Below are 23,132 nucleotides of genomic sequence, written 5' to 3'. Positions count from 1 at the left end.
CTTATCATTTCAGTGGTCACGGTATCTTGACGGGCGATCCCACGGCAAGGAGGACGATGGCCAGGCTCAGCAGGGCGGAGACCCAGGAGCGCAACCGCGCCAAGGTGCTCACCGCCGCCCGCGACGAGTTCGCCCGCCGCGGCTTCCGCGAGGCGAAGATCGACGTCATCGCCGAACGCGCCGAACTCACCCGCGGCGCGGTCTACTCCAACTTCCCCGGCAAACGCGCCCTGTACTTCGCCGTCCTGGCCGACCTCGCCGAACGTGCACCCCGGCCCGCCGTCCCGCCGCCGGACCCGGCCGCGGCCGACGTCCTGGCCGCCTTCGCCCGCGCCTGGATCGCCCGGCTCCCGCTGGCCACCGACACCGACACCGAAGACGCCCGCCTCGCCCGCGACCTGCTGCCCGAAGTCCTCGCCGACGAGCACACCCGGCGCCCCTTCGCCCAGCTCATGCACGTCGACGCGATCCTGCTCGGGCTCGCCCTCGAACGCGTCCGGCCGGGACGCCGTCTCGTGCGGGTCGCCGAAGCCGCGCTCACCACGCTGCACGGCGCGAGCCAGCTCGCCGCCGCCGCGCCCGGCTTCGGCGAGCCGTTCCACCTGGTCACCGCCTGCGCCGCCCTGCTCGAGCTGGACCTGGGCGACGACTGGCCGGCCGAGCCGCCGATCACCACCCAGGCCCGGCCCGCCGGGCAGCCGTGGAACCCGCCGGCGGCGACCGACCTGCTGACCGGCGAAGCCTTCCGGCCCGGCGACGGCGTCGTCACCGTCCTCGGCCTGCACCGCGCCGCCGCCTTCGAAGAGGCCGTCCGCGCCGGCGCCGACGTCACCGCCGTGCTCGTGACCAGCGACCCCGGCGAACTCGCGCCGCTGGCCCGGCTCGCCGTCGCCGACCTGCGCGGCTGCCTCGACCAGGCGATCGCACCCCCGGACCGGCCCCGGCTCCGGCTCGTCTGCGACGCGACCGGCGCACTCGCGGCCGCCGCCGGCGTCACCGCCGTCAGCGACGCCACCGAGACGGCCATCCGCGTCGAAGACGGCCGGATCGTCGTACGCGCCGACGGGTACGGCGCGAGCCACGCCGCGGCTGTCGGTCCCGGGCCGTCCCGTTCGTCGTGAGGGTGAAACCGGCGGAAAGGAGCGCGTGGTGGACGTCGAGACCGCGGTCGCCGAGGCATTCCGCGAAGAGTGGGGCCAGGTCGTGGCCACGCTCATCCGGATCACCGGCGACTGGGACCTCGCCGAGGAGTGCGCCCAGGAAGCCTTCGCCCTCGCCCTGCGCACCTGGCCCCGCGACGGCGTCCCCGATCGGCCGGGAGCCTGGCTGACCACCGCCGCCCGCCACCGCGCCACCGACCGGCTCCGCCGCGACGCCCTCGGCGCCGCCAAGCTCCGGGAGGCCGCGCGCATGCCCGTCCCCAGCCCCGACCCGGTCCCCGAACCCGACGACAGCGGCGTCACCGACGACCGGCTGCGGCTCATCTTCACCTGCTGCCACCCCGCGCTGGCCACCGAAGCGCAGGTCGCGCTCGCCCTGCGCACCCTCGCCGGGCTGTCCACCGCCGAGATCGCCCGCGCCTTCCTCGTCCCGGAAGCGACCATGTCCCAGCGGCTCGTGCGGGTGAAGCGCAAGATCCGCCACGCCCGCATCCCCTACCGCGTCCCGCCCGCGCACCTGCTGCCCGAACGCACCAACGCCGTGCTCGGCGTGCTCTACCTGACGTTCAACGAGGGCTACTCCGCCAGCGCCGGCCCCGACCTGCTCCGCCCCGACCTCGCCGCCGAAGCGCTCCGGCTCGCCCGCGTCCTCGCGCGGCTGATGCCCGACGAACCCGAAGCCCTCGGCCTGCTCGCCCTGATGCTGCTCCAGCACGCCCGCCGCGCCACCCGCGTCGACGACGACGGTGTCCTCGTCCCGCTCGAAGAGCAGGACCGCACCCGCTGGGACACCGCCGCGATCACCGAAGGCACCGCCGTCCTGGAGACCGCGCTACGCCGCCGCCGTCCCGGGCCCTACCAGATCCAGGCCGCCATCGCCGCCTGCCACGCCACCGCCACCCGCGCCGCCGAGACCGACTGGCCCCAGATCGCCGGCCTCTACGACCAGCTACGCAAGCACCTCCCCAGCGCCGTCGTCGAACTCAACCGCGCCATCGCGGTCGGCATGGCCGACGGCCCGGCGGCCGGGCTCGCCCTCCTCGACGCCCTGCCGCTGCCGGGCTACCACCTGCTGGCCGCCACCCGCGCCGACTTCCTCCGCCGCCTCGGCCGCCACGCCGAAGCCCGGCACTGGTACGAGCAAGCCCGCGACCTCGCCGGCACCGACGCCGAACGCAGCTACCTCACGCGAAGAATCTCCGAAACGGTGTCGGTCCCGGGCGACGCCGTTCGTCGGGCCGGTGAAACCCGACCACCGGAGGAACACCGATGACCACCCTCGCCGTCCCCGGCGCCACCCTCACCTACGACGTCCACGGCCGCGGGCCGGTGCTGCTGCTGATCCCCGGCGGCCCCGCCGACGCCGCGGTGTTCACCCACCTCCGGCCGCTGCTGGCCGAAGACCACACCGTCGTCACCTACGACCCGCGCGGCCTGTCCCGCAGCCCCCTCGACGGCACCCCGGGGCCGGATCCGGTCCGCGACCACGCCGAAGACGTGCACCGGCTGCTCACCGAGGTCGGCCCCGCCGACGTCCTGGCCAGCAGCGGCGGCGCGATCACCCTGCTCGAACACCTGCGCCACCACCCCGCCGACGTCCGCACGGCCGTGCTGCACGAACCGCCGGTCACCCGTTACCTGCCCGCCGGTGCTCTCGACGGCCCCGACATCCCCGCCCTGTTCCGCGAGCACGGCGTCGCGGCCGCCTTCGCCGCGTTCATGAAAGTCGTGGGCGTAGACCCCGCGCCGCCACTCGACCCGCGCGCGGAAGGCAACTTCGCCTACTTCTTCGGCCACCTCATGCCCGCGACCGGCGCCTACGAGCCCGACCTCGACACACTGAGGGCCACGCCGGCGCGGCTGGTGGTCGCCGTCGGCGAGCAGTCCGCCGAACTGCCGGTCCACCAGGCCGCCCTCGGGCTGGCCGAAGCCCTCGGCGCCGCCACCGAAGTGTTCCCCGGCGGCCACGGCGGGTTCGACACCGACGCCGAAGCTTTCGCCGCGCGCCTGCGCGAAGTCCTGAAAGGATGCTGACATGCAGTACCTGCTGATGATCTGCGGCGACGAAACCGCCGAAGAACACGCCAACGACGGCTGCGGCGGCTGGAGCGAGGACATGGAACGCCGCGGCAAGGTCCGCGGCGGTGGCGGCCTGCGCCCGCCGTCGGAGGCCACCACGATCCGGGTCCGCGACGGCGAAGTGCTGCTCACCGACGGGCCGTTCACCGAAGCCAAGGAACAGATCGGCGGCTTCGTCATCCTCGACTGCGCCGACCTCGACGAAGCCCTCGAACTCGCCGCCCGCCACCCCGCCGCCACCTACGGCAGCATCGAGGTGCGCCCGATGCTCGGACCGGAGGACTTCGCCTGATGCCCGCCGTCGTCGAGCGGCCCGCCCAGCGGTACGTCGCCGAACGCGCCACCGTCGGCATCGCGGACTTCCCGCGGATCGCCGACCGGCTGCCACCGCTGATCGGCACCCTCGCCGCCGGGGGCGTGTCCCTGGCCGGAGCACCGTTCTTCCGCTACCGCGTGCTCCACCCCGGCCCCCGGTTCACCGTCGAAGCCGGCGTCCCGATCGACGGCGACCACACCCCGGCCGAGCCCGCCTTCCCCGGCGAGCTCCCGGCGGGCCGGTACGTCCTCGACACCTACGTCGGCCCACCCGGCGGCCTCGCCGCCGCGACCGAGGCCGTGCTCGTCTGGGGCGCCGCCGAAGGCCTCACCTGGGACCGCACCCCGGGACCGGACGGCGAGGAATGGGGCTGCCGCCTGGAAGTGCTGCGCAGCGACCCCCGCGAGGTCCCGGACCCCGCCCAGTGGGTCACCGACCTGCTGTTCCGCCTCGCGGGCTAACCGCGCCGGGTGAGCACGGCCGCGACCAGGCAGCCGAAGCCCGCCGTGCTCACCAGCGCGCGCAGCACGTTCCAGCGGACCCACGTCGTCTCGAACGCCGCCCGCACCGCCGCGTAGTCGTCGCCCCCGCTGTCGAGCGCGTTGTTCAGCGGGATGTTGACCACCCCGGTGATCACCACCACCGCCACCAGCAGCACGAATCCGGCGATCACCCACGGCCGCGGCCCCGGGTTCAGGAACACCGCCACCCCGGCCAGCAGCGGCGCGCCCAGGAACGTCAGCATGAACACCGGGTTCACGATCGCCCCGTTGATCCCGCGCATGCCCTCCACGAACGTCTTGTCGTCCCCGCGGGCCAGGCCCGGCATGACCGAGCAGGCGTAGGCGTAGAACAACCCCGCGATCAACCCCGCCGCGACCAGCGCGGCCACCAGTACCACCGTCGACATCGGTTTCCCCGTCCCCTTCACCGCGCCCAGACCCCGGTCGCCGCGGCATCCCGTGCGAAATCGGCGAACTCCGTCGCCGGCCGGCCCAGCACCCGCTCGACGTCGGAGGTCACCGACGAGTTGCGGCCGTCCAGCACCCGCGCGAACAGCTCGGCCAGCGCGCCGGCCTCCGCCTCCGGCATGCCCTGCGTCGCCGCCGCGGCGGCGAACTCCCCGGCCGAAACCGGAACATAGCGGACATCCCGCCCGGAGGCGGCGGCAATCGCCGTTGCGGCGTCGGCGAAACTCAGCAGCCGCGGCCCGGTCAGCTCGTACAGCTCGCCGGTGTGCCCGGGCTCGGTCAGCACCTTCACCGCGACGTCGGCGAGGTCGCGGACGTCGACGAACGGCTCGGTCACCGTCCCCGCCGGCAGCGCGATCTCCCCGGCCCGCACCGCGTCCAGCAGGAAGTGCTCGCTGAAGTTCTGCGCGAACCAGCTGCACCGCAGGATCGTCCAGCCCGTCCCGGCCGCCCGGACGATCCCTTCGCAGGCCTCGGCTTCCTCTTCGCCGCGGCCGGACAGCAGCACCAGGTGCCGCACCCCGGCCGCCACCGCCAGTTCGGCGAAGGCCCGGATGTCACCGGCGGCGTCCGGCACCACCAGATCGGGGTAGTAGGTCAGGTAGACCGCGCCGGCCCCGTCGAGCGCCGGCGCCCACGTGCCGCGGTCACCCCAGTCGAACGGCGGCACCCCGCGCCGCGACGCGCTCCGCACCGGCAGGCCCCGCTCGCGCAGCCGGTCCGCCACCCGGCGCCCGGTCTTGCCGGTGCCGCCCACCACCAGGAAGTTCGTTGTCATGAAGCTCAGTCAACCCGCCACCGGTGAGACTCTCCATAGCTGAAAGCCTCGATCGCATGTTCCAGCGTCTACAGTTGCGGCATGGATCCGCTCGCCGCGCTCCTCGACGGCCCCCGCGCCCACGGCGCGTTCCTGCTGCGTTCGGTGCTGACCCCGCCGTGGTCGTTGCGCATCGAAGACCGGGCACCCCTGACCGTGGTGTCGGTGGTGCGCGGCGAAGCGTGGATCGTGCCCGACACCGCCGACGGCGTCCTGCTGGGCGAAGGTGACATCGCGATCGTCCGCGGCCCCGATTCCTACCTGGTCGCCGACCACCCGTCGACACCACCGCAGGCGCTCATCCTGCCCGGCCAGGAGTGCCGCACCCCCGACGGCGGTCACCTGACCGAACTCGCCAACCTCGGCGTCCGCACGTGGGGCCACGGGACCGACGGCCCGGTCGTGCTGCTCACCGGCACCTACGGCATGGAGGGCGAGCTGAGCAACCGGCTGCTGGCCGCGCTGCCGACGGTGCTCGTCCTGCGCGCGGCCGACTGGCCCAACCCGGTCGCCGGGCTGCTCGCCGCCGAGATCGGCCGGGACGTACCCGGCCAGGAAGCCGTCCTCGACCGGCTGCTCGACCTGCTGCTCATCGCCGCGCTGCGAGCCTGGTTCGACCGGCCGGACACCAGCGCACCGGCCTGGTACCGGGCCCACGACGACCCCATCGTCGGACAGGCGCTGCGGCTGCTGCAGCACCAGCCGGCCGAGCCGTGGACGGTCGCCAAGCTCGCCGCCGACGTCGGCGTGTCCCGCGCCGCCCTGGCCCGGCGGTTCGCCGCCACGGTCGGCGAGACACCGATGGCGTACCTCACCGGCTGGCGGCTCGCCCTGGCCGCCGACCTGCTGCGCCAGCACCCGGAAACGACGATCGCGTCGATTGCCCGCCAGGTCGGCTACGGCAGCGCTTTCGCCCTGAGCACGGCCTTCAAGCGCGAGTTCGGCGTCAGCCCGCAGAACCACCGGACGCGGACGTAATGACTGTGGTAACTTTTATCTGACCAGATAAAAGTGCGGAGGGGTCATGGGGCGGACGTTCACCAACGAGGCGCGGCGGGCACAGATCATGCGGGCGGCGATCGACACGATCGCGGAGGTGGGGTACGCGAAAGCGTCCTTCGCGCGGATCACGGAGAAGGCCGGGCTGAGCGGCCCGCGGATGATCTCCTACCACTTCGCCGACAAGGACGAACTGATCCACGAGATCCTGATGCACGTCCTCACCGCCGGGGCGGTGTTCATCAACGAGCGGGTGGAGGCCGAAGACACCGCGACCGGCAAGGTGCGGGCCTACCTCGAGGCCAACCTGCAGTTCCTGCGGGAACACCCCAACGACATGGCGGCCCTGACCGAGATCGGCCCGCACCTGCGCACCGCGACCGGCCGGCCGTACACCTCCGTCAGCGCGCAGGAAGTCAGCGTGCAGAGTCTCGAGAAGCTCCTCGCCCAGGGCCAGACGAGCGGCGAATTCCGCGACTTCGACCTGCGGTCGATGGCGGTGCTGATCCGGGGAGCCGTCGACGGCGCCGCCCGGCGGCTGCGCGACGAAGCCGACTTCGATTTCGACGCCTACACCACCGAAGCCGTCACGACGTTCACCCTGGCGGTGACCCGGTGAAGCGGCTCAACGGCGCCCTGATCGAGGTGCTCGCGCCGCTGGCGCTGTTCTACGGGCTGCGCGCCGCGGGCGTGAACCAGCTGCTCGCCCTCCTCGCCGGCGCGGCCATCCCGGTCGTCACCGGACTGCGCGACCTCGTGGCGGGAAAGCGGATCGGCGGCGTGCGCTGGTTCGTGCTCGGGGCCATGGCGGTGACCGTGGCCGGGTCCTTCATCAGCGGCAGCCCCCGCGCGCTGTTGCTGCGCGGCGTGGTGCTGATGGCGGCGCTCGGCGGATTCCTCCTGGTCACGGTGTGGGCCCGGCGCCCGTTCCTGTACGAGGCGGCGAGGACGGTCTTCGACGAGGACAAACAGCGCACCTGGCGCCGCAACTGGGACGACCACCCGCCGTTTCGCCGCCTGCTGCGCCTGTGCAGCGCCCTCTGGGCCGCGGCGTGCCTGCTCGACGCGGCACTGCGGGCGGTGATCGTGCTGGTCCTGCCGGTCGACACGGTGCCCCTCGCCGAACTGGCCCTGCTGGTGGTGACGCTCGCCGCGATCGTCATCGTCCAACGCGTCTTCGGCCGCGCCTTCCTGCGCCGCCACGGGCTGCGGCTGGACGGCGTGGAAGTCACCCCCGTGGCGGTGGCCGGGTGACCGGCGCGGTCACGCTGATCACCGGCGGCGCGAGCGGGATCGGCGCGGCGACCGCCCACCGGTTCCACCTCGCCGGCGGCCGCGTCGTGATCGCCGACCGCGACACGGCCGCGGGAGAGGCGGTCGCCGCCGAGGTCGGCGGCCTCTTCGTCCCCGTGGACGTCGGCGAACCGGCGGACAACACCCGCGCGGTGACCGCCACCGTCGAAGCCTTCGGCCGGCTCGACAACGTCGTGCTCAACGCCGCCGTCCCCGGCCGCTGCGGCCTGCACGACTTCACCGTGAAGCGCTATCGCGACACCTTGCGCACCAACCTCGACGGCGTGGTCTACGGCCTGCACGCCTGCCTGCCCCCGCTGCGGCGGCAAGGACACGGATCCATCGCCGTCATCGCCAGCATCGCCGGGCTGAGCGGATCACCGGACCTGTTCTACGCGACCAGCAAGCACGCGCTGGTCGGCCTGACCCGGTCGGCCGCCCCGGCGCTGGCCGCCGACGGGATCCGGGTCAACGCGCTGTGCCCGGGGCTGGTCGACACCCCCGCCCTCGCCCCGTACCGGCAGGCCTTACGAGACCACGGCCTGCGCCTGGCCGACCCCGAAGCCGTTGCCGCCGCGATCGAAACCGTGCTCGCCGGCCCCGCCACCGGACAGGTGTGGACGGTCCAAGCCGGACAGCCCGCGGCCGTCGTCGCGGCCCCCGAGGTGTCGCTCGCGGCGGAGTGAGCCGTTACGACTCCAGTTCCTTGCCCAGCTTCGCCAGCCAGTCGCTCGTGCCCTGCTCCCGCCACTCCGGCTGCTCGGCGCCGTCGAGGAAGGTGTCCTGCTCGGTGAGCACCAGCCGGGTGCCGTCACCTTCCTGGAACAGCTCCACCGTCGTGGTCGAGACGGTCGCGAGCGAGCCGTCGCCGGTGAGCGTGCCGGTGAAGACGATCCGCCGCTGGGGCACGATGTCGTGGTAGGTCGCGGCGAAGTGCAGCGGGCCGCCGCCGGGGGTCCGGCCCTCGATGGTTTCCCGGCCGCCGACGCGGAAGTCCAGTTCGTGCGCACCCGCGGAGACGAACCAGCGTTGCTTCGCCACCGGATCCGCCCAGGCGGCGAACACCCGCTCCGGAGACACCGGGTAGGTGCGTTCGAGGCTGAACGTGTTGTGCAGGACGGTCATGACGGGTTCCCTTCCGTGGTCTCCGGGCCGGTGAGGAAGTCGCCGAGCCGGTCGAGCTTGCTCTCCCACGCGGTGCGCTGGTGGCCCAGCCAGTGCTCGGCCGCCCGCAGCGCCTCCGGTTCGATCCGGCAGGTGCGGACGCGGCCGACCTTCTCCGACCGCACGATCCCGGCGGTCTCGAGCACCTGCAGGTGCTGCACGACGGCGGCGAGCGACATGGTCAGCGGCTCGGCCAGCTCGCTGACCGACGCCGGACCGCGCACGAGCCGTTCCACCAAGGTGCGCCGCGTCCGGTCACCCAGAGCGCGGAACACCAGGTCGAGCGCCTCCTCATGGTTAAGCATGTACTTAAGTTAACTCCGGCGGTTCCAATCGGTCAAGTAACTGCTTAAGTATCTCGGGTGGGTCGGGGAGATCACGCAAGATCGCGAGCACCCCGGCCAGTTCCCGTTCGGCGGTATCCGTCCGGCTCAGCGTGGCCCGCAACTCGGCGCCGAGGTTCGTCGTGGTTTCGCGCATCGACCGGACCGTCTGTTCGTGCGCCGCCTGCAGTTCGGCCAGCCGCTGGTCGAAGCCGGCCCGCAGGCGCTCGGTCTCGGCGCGGGCCCGGTCGAGCGCGGCTTCCTGGGCCGCGACGGCCCGGGCGTGTTCTTCGCGGGCGGCGTCGAACCGGTCCCGGACGGCCTCGGCGCGGGTTTCGGCCGCCTCCGCCCGCGCCACGGCGACCTGACCGCGGCCGCGCTCCTCCTCCAGTGCCGTCCGGGCGGCGGCCAGTTCGGCGGTCAGCGTGGCGATCACCGCGGCCCGTTCGCCGGCCAGCGCCGCGGAGGCATCGGCCCGATCGGCGACGCGGGCGAGTTCGTCCCGCACCGCGGCCAGCTGTCCTTCGGCCCGCTGCTGCTCCTGGACCGCGGCTCGCCGGGCGGCAAGCTCCTCGTCCCGCTCCCGCAGCGCGACCGCCCGGTCTTTCTCCGCCGCGGTAGCCGCGGCGACGGCCGTCTCGGCCGTTTCCCGCGCCTGGGCGGCTTCGGCCTCCGCGCGGCCCCGGTGCAGACGGTGCTCGTCGGCCTCGCCCACGGCCGCATCCCGTTCGGCCAGCGCGGTCGCCGTCGTCGCCTCGAGCTGGTGGCGCAGCGTCGTGAGCGTCTCGACAAGCCCGCGAGCCGGGTCGAGCACCCGGTCGACCTGACCGGCCAGCGCCGTGACGGCCGTGTCGTCCAGCTCCGTGTCGCTCTCCCGCAGCGACTCGGCGTCCGACAGCACCGCCTCGGCGTCACGGCAGCTGAGGTTGCGCCGCCCCCAGGTTTTGCCGTCCTGGCAGAACCGCGCGCGGCTGCCCCGGCCCACCGCGGGCGGCAGCGCGGCCCCACACCTCCGGTACTCGCACACGCGCACCTGACCTGCGTCTTCCGTCATGATCAGAACTCTACAACAGCTTCTGATTAGAACTAGGAAGAGCTGTTCAAAATCAGAAGATTAGTCAGCCCGGGTATGAGTTTGGATAAGGTCACATATCGAAACTCAGAACAGCCGCGGAGCCCCGGGAGTAACGACGGGGGACGGATGGGCGAGTCTGGAACTGTGCACCCCTCTCAGGACCCCCCGGTGATGACTCAGCTACGGACCATCGACGGCGTCACCTACAGCGTCGCGCTGACCCACCGGCCCTGGGCGCTGCCGGTGGACGCCCTGGTCGTCTCCGTCGGCGCGACGCTGGGGCAAGTCGCCGAAGCCGTGGTGCAGGAGTTCCCCGACGCGGACTGGGCCTCGATCCCCCTCGGCAAGGTCGAGCCCGACGCGCCGGGCGTGCTCTCCCTGGAGGGGCAGAGCGGTGAACTCCAGCTGCGCTGGGTCCTGCTGGCGACGCCGCACGCCTCCGACCAGCGCAAGGCGCCGACCGAGACGGCGGTCGCCATGGCCGCGATGACCGCGATCATCGCCGCGGCCCGGGCCGGGGCCAGGTCCATCGCCCTGCCGCTGTTCGCCACCGGGCAGCTGGGGATGGCCCCGCAGGTCGCGGCCGACGCCTTGATCGACGGGGCGCTCGCCGCGCACACGGCGGTATCGCGGGTGATCTTCTTCTCCCGCCGGGAAGACCAGGCGAGCATCATCGCCGAGCAGTGGAAGGGCGCCCAGATCCCCCGGCACGCCACCGTCGCCGGATTCTCCCCCGACCAGCTCGCCGGCGGCCTGACGAAGGACCTCGTCGACCCCAACGAATGCATCCCGCTGACGCGCGACCACCTCGGCGTCAAGCCCTACGTCTCCATGCTGGCCACGGTGATCGCCGCGAAGGACACGCCGTTGCCGCTGTCGATCGGGGTGTTCGGCGAGTGGGGCGCCGGGAAGAGCTTCTTCATGGGCCTGCTGCGCGGCCAGGTCAAGGAGCTGGAGGGCGCCCCCGGCCAGTGCCGGAAGATCGCGCAGGTCGGGTTCAACGCCTGGCACTACGCCGACGCCAACCTGTGGGCCAGCCTCGGCGACGAGATCTTCCGCCAGCTCGCCGAACCCGTCCGGCAGCCGGGCGAGCCCGACGTCGAGCACTAGGCCCGGCTGCGCGAAGGCGCCCGGCTGCGCGACCGGCTCGCCGGCGAACTCGAGCAGCGCAAACAGCTGACCGCGGTGACCGAGCGCGCCCAGGCCGAGGCCGCCGCCCTCAAGCGCAAGATCGGCGAAGCCCGCCACAGCCGCCGGACGCGGGCCCTCGACCTGGTCCGGGCGCTGGGGAAGTCACCGGCGTTCCGGGAGCAGTGCGCCGACGTGTGGCGGAAGCTCGGCGTCGGCGACGTGGCCGAGCAAGGCCGGCTGCTGGCCGGTGAACTGCGGGAAACCCGGGAGGAAACCGGAGAGCTGAGCCGGATCTCGCGCTACCGCCGGGGCCGGACCGCCCTCGTCGCCGCGGGGATCGTGCTGCTGGCCGGGGCGGGTCTCACGGCGTTCGTCCCGGACGTCCGCAGCTGGCTGATCGGCGTCGGTGCGGTGGCCGGCGCCCTCACCACCGCCGGGCTCACGCTGGTGCGGGCCGCGCGCGGCGGGCTGCGGCGGCTGCGAACCCTCGCGGAAGACCTGCAGACCGGCCTCGACGACGTCGCACGCCGGGAGGTCGCCGCCCTGCGGCAGGCCGACGCCGAGCAGCAGATCGCCGAACGGCAGCTGGAAGAGGTCGTCGCCCGGATCGGCGAGCTGGGCCGGCAGCTCACCGAGCTGACGCCGGGACGGCGGCTGTACGCCTTCCTCGCCGAACGCTCCCGCACCGACGACTACCAGGGCAACCTGGGCCTCATCTCCACCATCCGCAAGGACTTCGAGAAGCTTGTCGCGCTGATGACCACCGATGGCGACGACGGGAACCGGCCGCTGGACCGGATCGTGCTCTACATCGACGACCTCGACCGCTGCAGTCCCCGCCAGGTCGTCGACGTGCTGCAGGCGGTGCACCTGCTGCTGGCGTTCGACCTGTTCGTGGTGGTCGTCGGCGTGGATCCGCGCTGGCTGCTGCGGTCGCTGAGCTCGCACTACGACCGGCTGATCGAAGCGGACCCCGTCCTGCGGGGCGACGGGTGGCACGTGACACCCGAGGACTACCTGGAGAAGATCCTCAACATCCCGCTGGTCCTGCCCCGGATGCCCGCCGGCAGTCTCCGGCAGCTGCTGGACGGGATGGTCGAACCCCCGGCTCCCACGCCGATCCCGGTGGTGGAACCGGCACCGGCACCGGCGGCCACCTGGGACCGCCCGGTCACCGACCTGCCCGTGGAGCCCGGCTCGCAGGTGGCCGCGCAGCTGGATCCGGCCGAGCCGCCCGCGAAACCGCGTCCCCTGACCGAGCCGGAGATCGCTCTGCTCGCGCGCTTGGACCAGCTGGTCGACACGCCCCGGGACGCGAAGCGCCTGATCAACCTCTACCGGATGCTGCGCGCGACGCGGGACCTCTCGGAGGCGTCCGCCTTCCTCGACGGCGAGTTCGAAGCCGTGGTCGTGCTGCTCGGGACGTGCACCGCGCACGGGCGCCTGTTCGGCCGGTTCGCCGACGCGCTGCTGCGCCGGGCGCCGCAGACGCCGTGGACCGACTTCGTGGCGGACCTGCAGCCGGTGGAGGGCGACGCGCCGTGGCGGAGCCAGGCCGTCGGCCCGATTCCCGCCGGCGAGGTCGCACACTGGGCGCACCTGCACCGCAGCCTGACCGAACTCGCGCCGTCGATCACGCTGCCCGACCTCCGCGTCTTCCAGACCTGGGTCCCGCGCGTCCGCCGGTTCTCCTACGCCCTCTCGCCCGGCGCGTTCTGACCGCAGGCGGCCAGTTTTCCGCGCAGCAGATCCCGCTCGGCGCGGTTGCCGGTGAGCTCGATCGCCGTCGTGTACGCCGCGGCCGCCTCGCCGCGCCGGTCCAGGCGCGCCAGCAGGTCCGCGCGGATCGCGTGGAACAGCGGGAACCGGTCGAGGCCGAGGTCCTCGACGAGGGCCAGCGCCGCGCCCGGGCCGTCGACCTCGGCGACCGCGACCGCCCGGTTGAGCGCCACCACCGGCGTCGGCATCGCGGCCAGCAGCTGGTCGTAGAGCGCCTTGACCTGCGACCAGTCCGTGGGCGCGTCACTGTGGACCGCCTGGATCGCCGCCTGGATCTGGTACGGGCCCGGCTGGTTGCGGCGCAGGCAGCGGCGGACGATGTCCTGCCCTTCGGCGATCAGGTCCGCGTCCCAGAGGGCCCGGTCCTGCTCGGCCAGCAGCACCAGCGCACCCTCGGACGTGGTGCGGGCGGCGCGTCGCGACTGGATGAGCAGCATCAGCGCCAGCAAGCCCTGCACCTCGGGCTCGTCGGGCATCAGCCCGGCCAGGACCCGGGTGAGCCGGATCGCCTCGCGGCACAGGTCGTCGCGGACCAGGTCCTCCCCCGCGCCGGCCGTGTAGCCCTCGTTGAAGATCAGGTACAGCACGCCGAGCACCGCGGCCAGCCGCGCGGGCAGGTCGGCGTCGCGCGGGACGCGGTACGGGATGCCGGCGTCGCGGATCTTGTTCTTCGCCCGGACGATCCGCTGCGCCATGGTCGGCTCGGCGACCAGGAAGGCGGCCGCGATCTCCGTGGTGGTCAGGCCGCCGAGCAGCCGCAGCGTCAGCGCGACCTGCGCCGGAAGGGCCAGCGCGGGGTGGCAGCAGGTGAAGATCAGCCGGAGCCGTTCGTCGGGCACGGCGTCCTCCTCCACGGGCTCGGCTGTGACGTGCGAAAGATCGGCTTGCAGCAGCGCCGCTTGGGCGTGTTTGTCCGCCCGCGCGGCCTCGCGGCGCAGGCGGTCGATGGCCCGGTTGCGGGCGGTGGTGATGATCCAGCCCGCCGGGCTCGGCGGCGGCCCGGCCGAGGGCCACCGCCGGACCGCCTCGGCGAACGCGTCCTGCACGGCTTCCTCGGCGATGTCGATGTCGCCGAAGACCCGCACGAGGACCGACACCGCCCGGCCGTACTCGGCGGCGAAGACCGCCTCGACGCTCATCCGCGGAACGGCCGCACCTCGACCGGCAGCGGGGCGACGGCGTCGGCGAGCCGGCCGCCCCAGGCGAGGGCGGCGTCGAGGTCGGGCGCGGTGATGATCGTGAACCCGCCGAGGTGCTCCTTGCCCTCGGCGTAGGGGCCGTCGGTGACCAGGGTGCCGCCGTCGGCGGCCCGCAGCACGGTCGCGGTCGACGGCGGGTGCAGCCCGCCGGCGAACACCCAGGCCCCGGCGGCTTTGAGGTCGGCGTTGAGGGTGTCGAGCTTATCGGCGATGCCGTCGAGCACCTCCGGCGGCGGGGCCGGGCCGTCGGGCTGGTAGATGCTGAGCAGGTACTGTTTCACGTCGTCCTCCTCGAGGTCGTGCCGTCACCGCTCAGACGAACGCGCCGGGGGCGGATCGACAGTGTTCCGGCCGGGATTTTCCCTGGACGCCGCTGAGAAGATCAAGGCATGAAGATCGCCGCCTCCGACCACGAGACGACGGTGACCGCCCGCGGCACCCGCGGACCCGCCGTGGTGCTCGTCCACTCCCTCGGCCTGGACCGGCGGATGTGGGACCCGGTGCTCGACCGCCTCGCCGAAGGCCGGCGCGTGTTCGCCTACGACGTCCGGGGCCACGGTTCCGCCGCCGGTGCCCCGCTGCCGTTCACGATGACGGCCACCGCCGCCGATCTGCTGGCCGTGCTGGACGCGCTCGAGCTGGACACCGCCCACGTCGCCGGGTTGTCCCTGGGCGGGGCGATCGCGCAGACCGCCGCCGTGGCCGCGCCCGGCCGCTTCGCGTCGCTGACCGTGCTGGCCGCGCCCGACCAGCCGGCGCCCGAAGCCTTCGAGGAGCGCGCGCGGCTCGCCGAGACCGCCGGGATGACCCCGCTGATCGAGCCGACGCTGGAACGCTGGTTCAGCCCCGGCGCCCTGGCCGCCGGCACCGGCGGCGTGCGGTACGCCCGCGAGTGCCTGGCGTCGTTCGATCCGCGGACGTGGGCGTCGATCTGGCGCGGGTACGGCGGTTTGGACGTCTACGAACGCCTTCGCGACTTCCCCGCACCGGCGCTGGCGCTCGCCGGCGAGGCGGACGCGTCGATCCCGGTCGACGGGATGGCCGCCATTGCCGGCCGGATCGGCGGCGGGGGCGCGAAGTTCGAGGTCGTCGGCGGCGCGCCGCACATCCAGACGCTGGAACGTCCCGACGCGGTGGCCGACGCTCTGGCCCGGTTCCTGCCCGCGGAGATCGACATCCCGTAACCTCGGCGCGTGCCCGACCTGGAACCGGTGATCGACGCCGCGCTCGGCCCGCAGGAGCGGCTGGCGCTGCTGGACGCCGCGGCCGCCCGGCACGTCGACGAGCAGCGGCCGCCGAACACGCTCAAGGCCTACGCCCAGGACTGGCAGGTGTGGCAGGACTACACCGCCGAAGCCGGGATCCCGCCGCTGTCGGCGTCGATCGGGGCGCTGACCGGGTTCGTCGTGTGGCTGGAACGGGGACGTACGCTGCGGCCCGGCGAACGAGCCGTGCCCGAGGTGCCCGAACGGGCCGCCCCGGCGGCACCGTCGACGATCGAACGGCGGCTCACCGGGGCGCTGGCCGGGCTGCGGCACCACCAGGTCGTCGTCGATCCGGAAGCGAGCCGCGCGGCGTGGCGGGCGTTGAAGGGGTACCGGCAGCGCCTCGCCCGGGAAGGCGTCCAGCGCGGCCGCGGCAAGGCCACCATGGTCACCCTCGCCGACCTGCGGGCAATGTCCCGAGCGTGCCCGGACACCCTGGCCGGCGCCCGCGACCGGGCGATGCTGCTGATCGGCTTCCCGATCGCCGCGCGCTGCTCCGACCTGGCGAACCTGCTGGTCACCGACGTGCAGCCGGTCGACAACCGGGGCCTGGCGGTGACGGTCCGGCACGGCAAGAGCACCGGCGACATGGTCGTCCCGCGACGCGCGAGCCCCGACACCGACCCGGTGCGGGCGTGGCACGCGTGGCGGTCGGGCGCGGGGATCGCCGAAGGGCCGGCGTTCCGCCGCGTCGACCGGCACGGCAACGTCGGCGAGCCCGCGCTGACCACGACCGGCGTCAACCAGATCCTCACCCGGGCCGGGGTCCGGGCGGGCCTGCCGTACCCGGTGACCGGGCACTCCCTGCGGTCCGGGTTCGCCACCGAGGCGCGTCGCGCCGGAGCCGACGACCTGGCGATCGCCGACCAGGGCCGCTGGGTGCGCGGCAGCCGGGCGCTGTACGAGTACATCCGCCGTGTCGACCAGTGGAACGACAACGCGGCGGGCGCGCTCGACCTCTGAGCCACGGCCGCGTCACGGCGCGGATCGGGTGGCGCCGACGACTTCGCCGTCCCAGCGGGCGAGCCAGCTGCCGCAGACGCAGCGCACGTAGTCGAGGCGGCGGGTGACGGGCTGGGACGCGGCCGCCGGGAGTTCGGCGAGCGGCCAGCCGCAGCGGGGGCAACGGTTCCGGTCCATGCCTCGATCCTGCTGTAATGACTCAGTGCACTTCAACCCTTACGGCGGCCCGGCCGCGCTGGTGGCCGCCGACCTGGTCAACGCCGGCTCCGCGAGCGAGCTCCTCGCCGGAATGGTCCGCAACGGCATGGCCATCCCGGCCCTGACCGACACCGAAGCGGCCCTGATCGGCGCGTGGGCCGCCCGGCTGCGGCCGGTGTTCGCCGCGGACCCCGGCGCGCGCCCCGAGCTGGTCAACGAGCTGCTGGCCGAAGCGGCCTGCCGCCCGTACATCACCACCCACGACGGCAAGCCACCCCACCTGCACTACTCGGCCGAGGACGCGGGTCCGGTCGGCCGGGTCCGCGCGTACACCTCGGGCGGGCTGGCCCACCTGGTGTGCGAGGCCCCGGACCGCCTGGGCATCTGCGGCCGCGAAAGCTGCGAAACGGCGTACGTCGATACTTCGCGCAACGGCCGTCGCCGGTTCTGCTCGACGCGGTGTGCGACTCGGGTGCACGTCGCCGAGCACCGGGCGCGGCAGATCAGCGCCTAGGACGGTGGTCCCACGTACTGCCGCCGCGTCCGGGCCAGTCCCGGCGGGGTACCGCGGCGAACCGTCCCGCGGATCCCGCACCCGGGCCTTGTTGTCCCGGCCGCCGGTGCTTGCCGTGGGGCAGCGTCAAGGTGGTGATCGACTTGAGGCCGCCTCTGTGCCGGCCCAGCGTGCGCGGCGTACTCGGCCAGATCGAGCCGGCCGTCGCGCAACGCCGCATCCGATGTGCGGGTGGCTGCCGGGCGGGCGGGCGGGCCGTGCCTGTCATCGCGGGAGCATAGCGAGCCGGATCGCCAGGTCAGCCGTTGGTTCGTTCGGCGTAAGGCTTTCTCGCGCGCCAGGCGAAGACCGTCGGTGTGGGTGCGCCGCCTTCGGCGAACCGCTCGAACATAAGCCCCGCGTCGAGGACCGCGCCCAGCAGCGCGGGCAACGGCAGGTGGGTGGCCCCGACCTTGTCCCGCAGGCCCTGGTCGGTCCACGACTCCATGGTCCAGCCGGGTTCCCGGTAGCCGGGCCGGATGACGACGGCGTGGCCGTCGGTGCGGTCGGCGAAGCCGCCGCAGAAGCACGGGTGCACGCCGACGTGCACGAACACCCCGCCCGGGACCAGCACGCGGGCCGCTTCGCGCAGCACCGCGGGGTAGGCGGGCATGTCGGTGTGGACCATGATCGCGACGACGGCGGGCAGCGTCCCGGTGGCGACCGGCAGCGCCGTGGCGTCACCTCGCGCGACCGGCAACCGCGCGGCCGCGTGCCGCAGCATCCCGGCGGAGACGTCGACGCCGAGCGGGGTGCGGCCGAGCTCCCGGATCCGCCCGGCGTGGGCGCCGGTGCCGCAGCCCAGCTCGAGGCACGGTCCCGTGCCCGGCCCGAGCAGCTCCCGCAGCGTGGGCTCGAACTCCAACGGGTCCGCCCGCCAGCTGGGGACGAGCGTGGTTTCGTACCAGTCGGCGATCGCGTCGTAGTCGGTCACCCTTCCCGTGTACCGGGCCCCGGGTGCCACGGTCCACGGATTCCGCGCCCGGCGGAACTGACCGGTGCCGGTCAGCCGTGCCGGGCCGGCCGGTAGGTCAGCACCTGCGTGTGGCCGTCGAAGGTGCGGGCTTCGAGCAGCTCGAGGTCGAAGTCGGCCACGCCGTCGAAGACCCGGTCCACGCCGGTCTTGCCGGAGAGCACCGGGAACACCGTCACCTCGATCGTGTCGACCAGGCCGGCGTTCAGCAGCGCCCGGTTGAGGGTCAGGCTCCCGTGGGAGCGCAAGGGCACATCGGACCCCGCCTTGAGGCGCCTGACCGCCTCGACCGGGTCGCCGGGCTCGATCGTCGTGCCCGGCCAGTCGAGCGGCTGGGTCAGCCGGCCGGAGAGCACCGTCACCGGGGCGGCGAACATGCGCGTGATCCACTCGTCGAACCGGGCACGGTCGAAGCCCGGGGCCAGGAAGGGCGCGTTCGACGCGTAGGTCTTGGCGCCCAGCACCATGCGCAGGGGATCGCGGTAGGCGGCGGCGCGGTGGGCGAGGAACCCGGGGCCCTGCTTGCCCCAGTAGCCACCCCAGTCGCCGCTGTGGTTGGCGAAGCCGTCCAGCGTGGAGAAGACGTCGAAGGTGTAGGTGGCGGTCATGGTGTGTCTCCTCGAGGAAGCGGGTGGCCTGTCACCCCTGCTACGAACACCATCGGCTGGATCCGACAGGCCTCCGGAATTTGCTTCCGCGGCTTGCCTACACTGGACACATGAGCAAGCGCTTAGTGACTTTGGGGGACTCGTTCACCGAAGGCGTCGGTGACGACGACCCCGCCGCCCCGAACGGGGTGCGCGGCTGGGCCGACCGCGTCGCCGAGCAGCTCGCCGCGCGCGAGCCCGAGTTCCGGTACGCCAACCTCGCCATCCGCGGCAAGCTGCTGCCGCAGATCCTGGGCGAGCAGCTCGAGCCCGCGCTGGCCATGGACCCCGATCTCGTCACCCTCTACGCCGGCGGCAACGACCTGATGCGGCCCAAGGTCGACATCGACGCGATGCTCGCCGGCTACGAAACCGCCGTCGCCCGGATCCGGGCGACGGGCGCCCGCCTCATCCTGTTCACCGGGGTCGACGGCGTCGAGGACCCGCTGTTCCGCGCGATCCGCGGCCGGGTGGCCATCTACAACGAGCTCGTGCGCGGCATCGCGGCCCGCCACGACGCGCTGCTGGTCGACCTGTGGTCGATGCGGCAGCTGTGCGACCGCCGGTTCTGGGCGCCGGACCGCCTGCACCTCAACGCGCTCGGGCACACCGAGGTCGCCATCGAGGTGCTGCGGGTCCTCGACGTGGAGCATCCGCTGGTCAACCCGGAACCGGCGCCGCGTGTGGTGCTGAGCCCGGCCGCGCGCCGGACCCAGAACCTGCAGTGGGCGCGGGAACACGCGCTGCCGTGGGTGCGGCGCCGGGTGAGGGGCGAGTCCTCCGGCGACACGCTCACCGCGAAGCGCCCGGTGCTCGCGCTGGTGGAGTCAGCGCCGATCCCCCGCTGACGGGCGGAGACCGTCGAAGAGGATTTCCCTGGCCCGGTCGCGCAGGGTCGCGTCCGGGCCGGCGTACTCGGCGGCCCGCGCGACGCCGATGATCACCGGGATCAGCTCGCCGACGACGAGGTCCTCCCGGACCGCGCCCGCCTGCTGCGCCCGCGAAAGCAGCACGCCGAGCGACGTCAGCAGCCGCGCGCCGATGTCGGACTTCGCCACCGGGACCGTGACCCCGGCCGCGGTGAGGGCCTGGAAGTAGGCGTTCTTCGCGCTCGACATCTCGACCCAGCTGGTGAGGAACGTGAAGAACGCGCTGCCCGGATCGGCGGACTCCGCGGCCACCGCCGTCTCGACCTCCTCGACGAACCGGCTCAGCCGCGCGAAGAGCACCGCTTCGAGCAGCGCCTCCTTCGTCGGGAAGTGCCGGAACACCGTGCCGATGCCGACGCCGGCGACGCGCGCGACCTCCTCGGTCGGCGCTCCGGTGCCCTTGGCCGCGAACACGCTCTCGGCCGCCTCCAGCACGCGGGCCCGGTTGCGCCGGGCGTCGGCACGCAGCGGTTTCGACTCGGCGGGGTCAGCGGCGGCGTTCACCAGCCGATCGTAACGGGGCCGGATCGGGCAGCACGTCCAGCAACCGCGCCAGCGCCCGCGGGACGTGCGAGCGCCAGCCGCCGCCCATGATCCGGCGGGAGACGCGCTGGAACTCGTCGTCCGGGTCGAAGCCTTCGTGGCTGAGGAACAGCCGGGTGCCGGTGCCCTCCGGTTCGAGCCGCCAGGTGACCGTCCACTGCGGACCCCAGCGGATGCTGAGCCTGCGCTCGGGCTCGACCTCCAGGACCTCGCACGCCACCGGGCCGCCGGCGAACCCGGCCGCGGGCACCGGCTCGGCCAGCAGCTCGAAGCGGTGGCCCACCACGGGCTTGATGTCGTTGGGCATGTTCAGCCAGCGCTCGAGCAGCTCCGGCTCGGTCAGTGCGCGCCACACCTTGCGGGCCGGGTGGGCGAGGAACTGGTCGACGTGGACCGCCCTCGGGTCGTCGTCGGTCACCCGTCTTCCTCCTCGTCCAGCAGATCGCGCAGGTTGGCGAGCTTGGTGCGCCAGAAGCGCTCGTACGGCGTCAGCCAGTCCGCGACTTCTTCCAGCGGGGCCGCGTCGAGCCGGTAGACGCGGTTGCGGCCCTGGCGCTGCTCGGTGACCAGGCCCGCCTCGCGCAGCACCCGCAGGTGTTCCGAGAGGCTGGGCCGGGCCATGTCGAACCGTTCCGCGATCGAACCGGCGGCCATCGGGCCGTCGAGCAGCAGCCGCAGCACTTCGCGCCGGGCCGGGCTGGCCAGCGCGGCGAAGACGTCGTCGTTGACCGGCATCAGCGCGGCACGGCGCCGAAGTCCGACGGCTCGAGCAGGCCGATCGTGTGGCCGTCGAGGTCGGTGAACGACGTCGCCCGGCCCCACGGCTGCGCCTGCGGCTCGGCGACCTCGACCCCCGCCGCCCGCAGCGCGGCGACGTCGGAGTCGACGTCGGTGCTCTGCAGCTGGAAGTGCCGCGGACCCGGTTCGATGCCGGTCACCTGCTGATCGGTCAGGACCACGCCGGTCTTCGCCCCCTTCGGCGCGACCATCACGAACCGGCCGCTCTCGGGTGTGCGACGGTCGACGAGCGCTTCGAAGCCGAGCTTGCCCACGTAGAAGTCCCGCGCTCGGGCGTGGTCGGCTACCGGCAGGGTCAGGAACTGCACGTGGGTGATCGTCATGCCGCCGACAATACGTAGGAGATCTCCTACACGTCAAGGGGCTGGCCGAACCACCGTTCGAGGGCGGAGCGCAGGGCCTTCCGTTCGGTGTCGTCCGGCTCCGTCGCACTGGTCGCCCAGGCGAGGTAGCCGTCGGGCCGGATGAGCAGCGCGGTCGCGTCGCCCGCGGCGTGCCCGGGAACGAGGTCGACGCGGTCGGTCCAGCCGCGCAGCTCGTCGCCGAGCGAACCGGTGAAGTCCAGCAGCAGTGGCCGGGCGGTCGGGGTCAGCTCGGCGAGCCGGGTCCCGTCGGCCAGGACGAGGTCGGGGGCCCAGCGGCCGTCGAGCGGGTGGTCGGTGGCCGGGGCGTACCGGATGTCCGCGCCGGTCATCAGGTCCGCGATGTGCTGCACCGTGGACGGGAGCCGCAGCAGCTCGCCGAACAGCTCGCGCAGCGCGGTGACGTCGCCGCCCGGCGTGATCAGCGCGGACTGGGCCTGGGTGTGCATGACCACGCGCTCGGCGACCGGGCGGCGTTCGCTCTCGTAGGTGTCCAGCAGGCCTTCGGGCGCCCAGCCGTGCAGGGTGGCGGCGAGCTTCCAGCCGAGCCCGACAGCGTCCTGCAGGCCGAGGTTGAGCCCGGGACCGCCGATGGCGGAGTGGACGTGGGCGGCGTCGCCGACCAGCAGGACCCGCCCTTCGCGGAACTTCTCGGCCAGCCGGGTGTTGCGGCCGCGCAGCCGCCGCAGCAGGTGGGGCCCGTCGCCTTCCGGCGGCCCGATGGGCAGGACGAAGCCGAGGACCCGCTCGATGCTCGCGCGCTGCTCGTCGAGGGTCATCGGGGGCTCGTCGCCGGTTTCCTCCTCGTCGGTCCACTCGATCGTGGTGACGAGCGTGCCGGTCGGGAACGGCGCGTAAACGAACAGGCCGGTTTCGGTGCGGTAGTGGAAGAACGGCGGGATGACGTCGTGGCCCGGCACGCGCAAGCCGCCGGATGCCGCGTCGACGAATTCCGCCGGCACGGTGGCGTTGGCGGTGCGGGACACGGTGCGGTCTTCGGTGACGCCGGGAAAGCCGATGCCGGCGAGCTTGCGCGCGGCGCTGCGGCCGCCGTCCGCGCCGACGAGGTACCGCGTCGTGAGCCGGTAGCCGCCCTCGGGACCGGTGACGTCGGCGGTGACCGCGTCGGCGTCCTGGGTCATGCCGGTGAGCTCGTGCCCGCGCCGGACCTCGACGCCGAGTTCGGCGGCGCGCTCGTTGAGCACCGCTTCGATGCGGCGCTGCGGCACGCCGAGGATGTTCAGCGGGTTGTGCTCGGCGAGGGTGAGGTCCAGGCGCAGCGCGCCGAAGACGAACGCCGGCGAGGGCGGCCCGATCGGACCGGCCAGCCGCTCGTGCAGCCCGCGGCGGTCGAGGAGACGGACGACCTGCCCGACGAGTCCGTTGGCGCGGTTTTCGGCGGTCGGTTCGGGCAGCCGTTCCAGCACCAGCGGGCGGATGCCGGCGAGGGCGAGTTCGCAGGCGAGCATGAGGCCGTTGGGGCCGGCTCCGGCGATGACGACGTCTTCCATGGCGGGACTCCTTTTGTTTTCGGGCAGGGCGAAGCTGTTTTCGGGCAGGGCGAAGCAGCCCGGCGTGCGGGCGCTCTTCGGACG

The 23,132-nt window shown here is 73.4% G+C and carries 30 protein-coding genes; 15 read left to right on the top strand and 15 right to left on the bottom strand.

What is annotated here, in order from left to right; all coding sequences use genetic code 11:
- The first annotated feature begins 56 nt into the window (after positions 1–56).
- Genes C2L58_RS21470 through C2L58_RS21450 form a run of 5 tightly spaced genes read left to right on the top strand, consistent with a single transcriptional unit; the run spans position 57 to position 4,016 of the window.
- Positions 57–1,121 carry a TetR/AcrR family transcriptional regulator gene (locus tag C2L58_RS21470; protein ID WP_103339377.1) on the top strand — a complete coding sequence of 355 codons (1,065 nt, stop codon included), beginning with the start codon at positions 57–59 and terminating at the stop codon, positions 1,119–1,121.
- A 28-nt stretch (positions 1,122–1,149) separates the two neighbouring features.
- Entirely contained in the window at positions 1,150–2,433 is a 1,284-nt protein-coding gene (locus C2L58_RS21465; RefSeq protein WP_103339376.1) for an RNA polymerase sigma factor, read from the top strand.
- Positions 2,430–3,194 carry an alpha/beta fold hydrolase gene (locus C2L58_RS21460; protein WP_103339375.1) on the top strand — a complete coding sequence of 255 codons (765 nt, stop codon included), beginning with the start codon at positions 2,430–2,432 and terminating at the stop codon, positions 3,192–3,194. The genes C2L58_RS21465 and C2L58_RS21460 overlap by 4 nt, the downstream gene beginning before the upstream one ends.
- A gap of 1 nt (position 3,195) precedes the next feature.
- Positions 3,196–3,531, top strand: coding sequence for a YciI family protein (locus C2L58_RS21455; RefSeq protein ID WP_103339374.1), 336 nt, complete (start codon positions 3,196–3,198; stop codon positions 3,529–3,531).
- Entirely contained in the window at positions 3,531–4,016 is a 486-nt protein-coding gene (locus C2L58_RS21450) for a GyrI-like domain-containing protein (RefSeq protein ID WP_103339373.1), read from the top strand. Before C2L58_RS21455 ends, C2L58_RS21450 begins: the two co-directional genes overlap by 1 nt.
- Here the strand turns inward: C2L58_RS21450 and C2L58_RS21445 are convergent.
- A complete protein-coding gene (locus C2L58_RS21445) occupies positions 4,013–4,465 on the bottom strand; it encodes an anthrone oxygenase family protein (RefSeq protein ID WP_103339372.1) in 453 nt (150 codons plus the stop codon). The two genes, C2L58_RS21450 and C2L58_RS21445, sit on opposite strands and share 4 nt — an antisense overlap.
- 17 nt (positions 4,466–4,482) lie before the next feature.
- Positions 4,483–5,304, bottom strand: a complete 822-nt coding sequence (locus C2L58_RS21440) for an NAD(P)H-binding protein (protein ID WP_103339371.1) — start codon at positions 5,302–5,304, stop codon at positions 4,483–4,485.
- An 81-nt stretch (positions 5,305–5,385) separates the two neighbouring features.
- Here C2L58_RS21440 and C2L58_RS21435 point away from each other — a divergent pair, with 81 nt between their 5' ends.
- Genes C2L58_RS21435 through C2L58_RS21415 form a run of 4 tightly spaced genes read left to right on the top strand, consistent with a single transcriptional unit; the run spans position 5,386 to position 8,321 of the window.
- Positions 5,386–6,321, top strand: coding sequence for an AraC family transcriptional regulator (locus tag C2L58_RS21435; RefSeq protein WP_103339370.1), 936 nt, complete (start codon positions 5,386–5,388; stop codon positions 6,319–6,321).
- Positions 6,322–6,367: 46 nt separating this feature from the next.
- Complete coding sequence (locus tag C2L58_RS21430; RefSeq protein ID WP_103339369.1) at positions 6,368–6,961, top strand: TetR/AcrR family transcriptional regulator; 594 nt, start codon at positions 6,368–6,370, stop codon at positions 6,959–6,961.
- Positions 6,958–7,596 (top strand): VC0807 family protein, encoded by a 639-nt coding sequence (locus C2L58_RS21420; protein WP_233225833.1) that lies wholly within the window; start codon positions 6,958–6,960, stop codon positions 7,594–7,596. Before C2L58_RS21430 ends, C2L58_RS21420 begins: the two co-directional genes overlap by 4 nt.
- Positions 7,593–8,321, top strand: coding sequence for an SDR family NAD(P)-dependent oxidoreductase (locus C2L58_RS21415; protein ID WP_103339367.1), 729 nt, complete (start codon positions 7,593–7,595; stop codon positions 8,319–8,321). The genes C2L58_RS21420 and C2L58_RS21415 overlap by 4 nt, the downstream gene beginning before the upstream one ends.
- A gap of 4 nt (positions 8,322–8,325) precedes the next feature.
- Here C2L58_RS21415 and C2L58_RS21410 read toward each other — a convergent pair whose 3' ends face one another.
- The 3 genes from C2L58_RS21410 to C2L58_RS21400 are packed head-to-tail and all read right to left on the bottom strand — an operon-like array spanning position 8,326 to position 10,176.
- Positions 8,326–8,760: an SRPBCC family protein gene (locus tag C2L58_RS21410; RefSeq protein ID WP_103339366.1), complete on the bottom strand. Its 435-nt coding sequence runs from the start codon at positions 8,758–8,760 to the stop codon at positions 8,326–8,328.
- Complete coding sequence (locus C2L58_RS21405) at positions 8,757–9,104, bottom strand: ArsR/SmtB family transcription factor (RefSeq protein WP_103339365.1); 348 nt, start codon at positions 9,102–9,104, stop codon at positions 8,757–8,759. The genes C2L58_RS21410 and C2L58_RS21405 overlap by 4 nt, the downstream gene beginning before the upstream one ends.
- Before the next feature lie 4 nt (positions 9,105–9,108).
- Positions 9,109–10,176 carry a hypothetical protein gene (locus C2L58_RS21400; RefSeq protein ID WP_233225832.1) on the bottom strand — a complete coding sequence of 356 codons (1,068 nt, stop codon included), beginning with the start codon at positions 10,174–10,176 and terminating at the stop codon, positions 9,109–9,111.
- Positions 10,177–10,368: 192 nt separating this feature from the next.
- Here C2L58_RS21400 and C2L58_RS21395 point away from each other — a divergent pair, with 192 nt between their 5' ends.
- A complete protein-coding gene (locus C2L58_RS21395; protein WP_158264145.1) occupies positions 10,369–11,307 on the top strand; it encodes a P-loop NTPase fold protein in 939 nt (312 codons plus the stop codon).
- Between the two features lie 75 nt (positions 11,308–11,382).
- Positions 11,383–13,047 carry a P-loop NTPase fold protein gene (locus C2L58_RS21390; protein ID WP_103339363.1) on the top strand — a complete coding sequence of 555 codons (1,665 nt, stop codon included), beginning with the start codon at positions 11,383–11,385 and terminating at the stop codon, positions 13,045–13,047.
- Here C2L58_RS21390 and C2L58_RS21385 read toward each other — a convergent pair.
- On the bottom strand, positions 13,020–14,246 hold the full coding sequence (locus C2L58_RS21385; RefSeq protein WP_103339362.1) for an RNA polymerase sigma factor: 1,227 nt from the start codon (positions 14,244–14,246) through the stop codon (positions 13,020–13,022). The two genes, C2L58_RS21390 and C2L58_RS21385, sit on opposite strands and share 28 nt — an antisense overlap.
- Complete coding sequence (locus tag C2L58_RS21380) at positions 14,243–14,587, bottom strand: YciI family protein (protein ID WP_103339361.1); 345 nt, start codon at positions 14,585–14,587, stop codon at positions 14,243–14,245. The genes C2L58_RS21385 and C2L58_RS21380 overlap by 4 nt, the downstream gene beginning before the upstream one ends.
- A 108-nt stretch (positions 14,588–14,695) precedes the next feature.
- Here C2L58_RS21380 and C2L58_RS21375 point away from each other — a divergent pair, with 108 nt between their 5' ends.
- Together C2L58_RS21375 and C2L58_RS21370 are read left to right on the top strand one after the other, a co-directional pair.
- A complete protein-coding gene (locus tag C2L58_RS21375; RefSeq protein WP_103339360.1) occupies positions 14,696–15,490 on the top strand; it encodes an alpha/beta fold hydrolase in 795 nt (264 codons plus the stop codon).
- A 9-nt stretch (positions 15,491–15,499) separates the two neighbouring features.
- Positions 15,500–16,534, top strand: a complete 1,035-nt coding sequence (locus tag C2L58_RS21370) for a site-specific integrase (RefSeq protein WP_103339359.1) — start codon at positions 15,500–15,502, stop codon at positions 16,532–16,534.
- A gap of 12 nt (positions 16,535–16,546) precedes the next feature.
- Here C2L58_RS21370 and C2L58_RS49855 read toward each other — a convergent pair whose 3' ends face one another.
- Entirely contained in the window at positions 16,547–16,711 is a 165-nt protein-coding gene (locus C2L58_RS49855; protein ID WP_014467145.1) for a hypothetical protein, read from the bottom strand.
- A gap of 25 nt (positions 16,712–16,736) precedes the next feature.
- On the opposite strand from C2L58_RS49855, the gene C2L58_RS21365 reads away from it, so the two are divergent.
- A complete protein-coding gene (locus tag C2L58_RS21365) occupies positions 16,737–17,246 on the top strand; it encodes a CGNR zinc finger domain-containing protein (protein ID WP_103339358.1) in 510 nt (169 codons plus the stop codon).
- Between the two features lie 298 nt (positions 17,247–17,544).
- Here the strand turns inward: C2L58_RS21365 and C2L58_RS21360 are convergent, their stop codons facing one another.
- Both C2L58_RS21360 and C2L58_RS21355 read right to left on the bottom strand, forming a co-directional pair.
- Positions 17,545–18,219 carry a class I SAM-dependent DNA methyltransferase gene (locus tag C2L58_RS21360; RefSeq protein WP_103339357.1) on the bottom strand — a complete coding sequence of 225 codons (675 nt, stop codon included), beginning with the start codon at positions 18,217–18,219 and terminating at the stop codon, positions 17,545–17,547.
- A 71-nt stretch (positions 18,220–18,290) separates the two neighbouring features.
- Positions 18,291–18,866, bottom strand: a complete 576-nt coding sequence (locus C2L58_RS21355) for a dihydrofolate reductase family protein (RefSeq protein ID WP_103339356.1) — start codon at positions 18,864–18,866, stop codon at positions 18,291–18,293.
- Between the two features lie 110 nt (positions 18,867–18,976).
- Between C2L58_RS21355 and C2L58_RS21350 the strand changes: the two genes are divergently transcribed.
- Positions 18,977–19,753, top strand: a complete 777-nt coding sequence (locus C2L58_RS21350) for an SGNH/GDSL hydrolase family protein (RefSeq protein ID WP_199191351.1) — start codon at positions 18,977–18,979, stop codon at positions 19,751–19,753.
- On the opposite strand, the gene C2L58_RS21345 is transcribed toward C2L58_RS21350, so the two are convergent.
- From C2L58_RS21345 to C2L58_RS21325, 5 genes are read right to left on the bottom strand one after another with little or no spacing between them, the layout of a single operon-like run.
- Entirely contained in the window at positions 19,733–20,338 is a 606-nt protein-coding gene (locus tag C2L58_RS21345) for a TetR/AcrR family transcriptional regulator (protein WP_103339354.1), read from the bottom strand. The two genes, C2L58_RS21350 and C2L58_RS21345, sit on opposite strands and share 21 nt — an antisense overlap.
- On the bottom strand, positions 20,322–20,795 hold the full coding sequence (locus tag C2L58_RS21340) for an SRPBCC family protein (protein ID WP_103339353.1): 474 nt from the start codon (positions 20,793–20,795) through the stop codon (positions 20,322–20,324). The genes C2L58_RS21345 and C2L58_RS21340 overlap by 17 nt, the downstream gene beginning before the upstream one ends.
- Positions 20,792–21,112: a metalloregulator ArsR/SmtB family transcription factor gene (locus tag C2L58_RS21335; RefSeq protein WP_103339352.1), complete on the bottom strand. Its 321-nt coding sequence runs from the start codon at positions 21,110–21,112 to the stop codon at positions 20,792–20,794. The genes C2L58_RS21340 and C2L58_RS21335 overlap by 4 nt, the downstream gene beginning before the upstream one ends.
- Complete coding sequence (locus C2L58_RS21330) at positions 21,112–21,498, bottom strand: VOC family protein (RefSeq protein ID WP_103339351.1); 387 nt, start codon at positions 21,496–21,498, stop codon at positions 21,112–21,114. Before C2L58_RS21330 ends, C2L58_RS21335 begins: the two co-directional genes overlap by 1 nt.
- A 26-nt stretch (positions 21,499–21,524) precedes the next feature.
- Positions 21,525–23,048: an FAD-dependent monooxygenase gene (locus C2L58_RS21325; protein ID WP_103339350.1), complete on the bottom strand. Its 1,524-nt coding sequence runs from the start codon at positions 23,046–23,048 to the stop codon at positions 21,525–21,527.
- Positions 23,049–23,132 lie beyond the last annotated feature (84 nt).

It is taken from the genome of Amycolatopsis sp. CA-126428, assembly GCF_002904335.1.
Lineage (GTDB): Bacteria > Actinomycetota > Actinomycetes > Mycobacteriales > Pseudonocardiaceae > Amycolatopsis.
The sequence above is the reverse complement of the archived record's forward strand: the minus strand, read 5'-3'. Positions and strand labels throughout refer to the sequence as shown.